The 3,524-nt window shown below is 40.2% G+C and carries 2 protein-coding genes and 1 pseudogene; all 3 read right to left on the reverse strand.

Annotated features, from left to right (window positions below; translation table 11 throughout):
• Positions 1-200: 200 nt before the first annotated feature.
• A complete protein-coding gene (locus H1P_RS31825; RefSeq protein ID WP_144875264.1) occupies positions 201-1,295 on the reverse strand; it encodes an ABC transporter substrate-binding protein in 1,095 nt (364 codons plus the stop codon).
• A gap of 20 nt (positions 1,296-1,315) precedes the next feature.
• Positions 1,316-2,941, reverse strand: a complete 1,626-nt coding sequence (locus H1P_RS31830; protein ID WP_144875266.1) for a TonB-dependent siderophore receptor — start codon at positions 2,939-2,941, stop codon at positions 1,316-1,318.
• Positions 2,934-3,408: pseudogene (locus tag H1P_RS38645) on the reverse strand (hypothetical protein); the annotation flags it as partial. The gene H1P_RS31830 and the pseudogene H1P_RS38645, both read right to left, overlap by 8 nt.
• Positions 3,409-3,524 lie beyond the last annotated feature (116 nt).

Genomic DNA, 3,524 nt, shown 5'->3' on the forward strand with positions numbered 1-3,524 from the left:
ATTGCCTTTCGTAATTCGGCTAGGGTCTCTTCTTCTTCAGGATTTAGTTGGATACGTAGTGGTGCTGGCATTCTTACTTCATTGACTGTCCTTTCTATCTTATATTTAATTTCACCCACCTACTTATCTGCATTTCGTATGATAAATATTCGGTTGTTTCGTTTCAAGACTGCATTTTTTTTCTCAGATCGCTTCTTAATCTATTTTGGATTCAGCAACATTTGACGCATTTGTTCAAGAATTAATTCTGTACTAATTGGCCCGTTTACGACATTCCAAAGATAGAAAGTAGCAAAGTATACTCGATCCTCTTGACTAGCTTTTAAGGTTTGGGCGATCGCATTTTCCTGCCAACTCTGCTTGGCGGTTTTTAATTGTTGAGCTTCAACTTGTCGATCGAGCTCGCCATTTTCCAACAGTTGCTGTTGATTGCTAGTATCTAATTCAAAGCCTAACACCATAATGATGTCGGCATTGTCAAACTGAGGTAAAGCTTCTAGCGAAACAGGAGAATTAGGCTGATAATTATCGCCTGAGTTGCTCATAATCATTTGAAACCCAATTTTTTCCATCAGCGCACCAAGATAGGTATTTTGATTGATTGCCCAAATACCTTCTGGCAATCGATTTGTCCCTAATAACAGCAACTTGGGATTATTGGCAATTACAGGGGAAAGATCGGTGCGAGCATTGACAATGAGTTCCTCATAAGAGTCAATTACTTTCTGAGCAAGTTGTTCCTCTTCTAGAGCTTTGGCAATTGCTTGAATACTCTTTTGCCATTGTCCCTCAGCAGCACGATTATCGAACAGTAGAGTTGGAGCAATTTTGGAGAGTAAGTCGTAACTCGACTCATTTACTAATGCTTCACCAATAATTAAATCGGGTTTGAGGCTGGTTAATCTTTCCAAAGAAGGTCGATCGTTGTTTCCTAAATTGACAGGTTTAGTAGTAATGCGATCGCCAAGATAGGCAATTTGTTGAGTTGGGTTATCAAAAACTTCTCCTTGATAGGGGTTGAGAATGTCCGCATAGCCTGCGGGTTGTTTATCTAAGGATAAAAGAAGATCGAGGGTATGAACACCTAAAGCAACTACTTTTTGAGGCTGTCCACAAACCTCTGTTTCGCCGAGATGGTGCTGTATAAGTCGGCAGCCAGATGCAAGCTGTTTATCAGGAGCAGTTGCCTCTTGGTTATTTACCAAGTCATTATTGGTGTTGCTACAGGCAATAATTAGAAACAGGGTGAGAATGCTAATTACTAAGTATTTAACAGCTCGTCTGAGAATCAACATTTTTTAAATCTATCCCCTATTCAAAATTCAATTGAGAATGAGCCAACGACTGTAAAAGGTTCTCCAGGATCGTTCGACCTCTCTCTGGTGGCTGTGGCACCTGCTATATAATCTACATCAAACAGGTTTCTAAAGTTAACAGCAGTACGCCAGTTGTTTCCCTGATAAAAGATAGCAGCATTGGTGAGGAAATAGCTGTCTAACTTAAAAGTATTCTCCAAATCTCCCTCTCTTTCTCCAACAAAATCGAAACCGAGTCCGAAACCTAAACCCTGTAAATCACCTGATTGAATTTCATAGGTTGTCCATAAATTAGCACTGTGTTGAGGAACACCGTTCAATTGGTTGCCAACTTCAATAATATTATCTTCCGAAACTTCGGCATCAATAAATGCATAGGAGGCAATAATATTCCAACCAGGTAAAATTTCCCCAACTGTATCCAACTCCACTCCGCGACTTTGTTGCTCTCCCGTTGCGATTGAAGCACCTATAACAAAGGGGTCTTCTGTGACGACATTTTGTTTGGTAATATCAAAATATGCCAAAGTAGCAACCAGTTTGCCGTTAAGTAGGTCGGTTTTTACTCCCACCTCAAAACCCTCACCAACTTCAGGATCGAAGAAATCACTCACGTTACTTGTAAGTCTATTGGGCGCAAACGATCGCGAATAGCTAGTATAAAGAGAAACTTCTTCAATGGGTTTATAGACAATACCCACGCGAGGGCTAAAGCCGTCATCATTTTGGCTTTCATCTGCACCGTCTGGAAAAAAAGCGGTTTGTTCGCCTGTTAATCTTTGCTCTACAGTGTCATAACGAAAACCAGCCAAGAGAATTAAATTATCAGAAAATGAAATTTGATCTTGTATGTAAATGCCCAGACGATCTGTTTCTGTCTCTTCGTCCGAGTTCAAAAGTAATTCTCCAAAATCCTCTGGTCTGGGGAAAGCTTCGTAAACTGGAGCAAAGATATTAAGGGGTAATGGGTTGAGCAGATCGATTCTATTAATGGTATCTTGGTTAGTCCGATTTAGATCGACACCAAACAAAAGCTGATGCTCGATTGAGCCTGTGGCAAATTCACCGACTACATTTGTCTGCAAAGTAAAGACCTCATTGGCTACAGCTTGCCTTGTCCAAAAGCGTCCGAGAATACCAGTTTCTTCATTTAGTGCCAGAGGTATGGCAGTATCTAAGGTCGTATCTTCGTTGGTATAGCGAAATCCATGACGCAGTTTCCAACTGTCACTAAAGCGATGTTCCAAATCGTAGCCGACGTTAAAGTATTCCTGTTCGATAAGATCGTCGGGTTCGTTGGAAATTTGCTCCAAGGGAATATTGGCAATTCCATCACCAAATGCAGGTACTCCAAAGGATGCTGGTCGCTCATCATCAAGATATTCTAATTCAATAGTTAGGTTTGTGCGATCGCCAATTTGCCAGCTTATGACGGGGGAAAAAAAGAACCGATCTAAATCGTTATCATAATCTTGGATTTCATCACCACTTTGGTAAACTGCATTGAGTCGATACAGCAATTTACCGTCGGGCGTAAGAGGCCCAGACAGATCGATACTGGGACGGATTAACCCTCTTTTGTCACTTTCCGAAACAGAGGAGTAGCAGAAACAGAGTTTATCCATCAGGCAAATAAAAAGAAAATTGATTCATTGCAGCAATCAATCGATGAAAACCAAGTAGTAAAGAACGGTTAGGAAAGATGTCTAACCAGGGAATAATAGCCCAAAATAAAATAGCAGGTTGAATAATTAAACGAAAGTTGTTCAAAGTGGTGCTTGCTCCGTCCTTATTGGCGAGGCAACCTCGCCACGGGCGGTGCGCTTTTCCATCCTTCTTTGTTCGACCATTGTGGATGAAAAGTATAATCAGCAATAGACTCTTGAGGTCGAAGATTAGAATTAGATAAAGCTTGAGATTGATTCAAGTTACAAAAGATTTTAGAATGAGAACTGATCATCCAGTACGCCGAAAAAATAATTTCCCACCATCTATTAATTTGCTCAAAATTAGTAAATCGATAGTTAGTCCATCCTAGTTCTTGTTTACACTGGCGAAACCCATATTCACGCCCTATTCTCAAGTGGTGTAATGATTGAGGTGATGAAATTCCTACTACTTTAGCAATCTCTGGTAATGATTTCCTCTTAATTGGTGAAATTATTCCTTGATGTAAATATTTGAAACATTCATAATTTCTAACATCAG

Source organism: Hyella patelloides LEGE 07179 (genome assembly GCF_900659865.1).
GTDB lineage: Bacteria > Cyanobacteriota > Cyanobacteriia > Cyanobacteriales > Xenococcaceae > Hyella > Hyella patelloides.

What these genes read in the sequence shown, in the direction of transcription:
- H1P_RS31830 (WP_144875266.1), bottom strand. Translation starts at nt 2,941, where the DNA reads ATGGATAAACTCTGTTTCTGCTACTCCTCTGTTTCGGAAAGTGACAAA.
- H1P_RS31825 (WP_144875264.1), bottom strand. Translation starts at nt 1,295, where the DNA reads ATGTTGATTCTCAGACGAGCTGTTAAATACTTAGTAATTAGCATTCTC.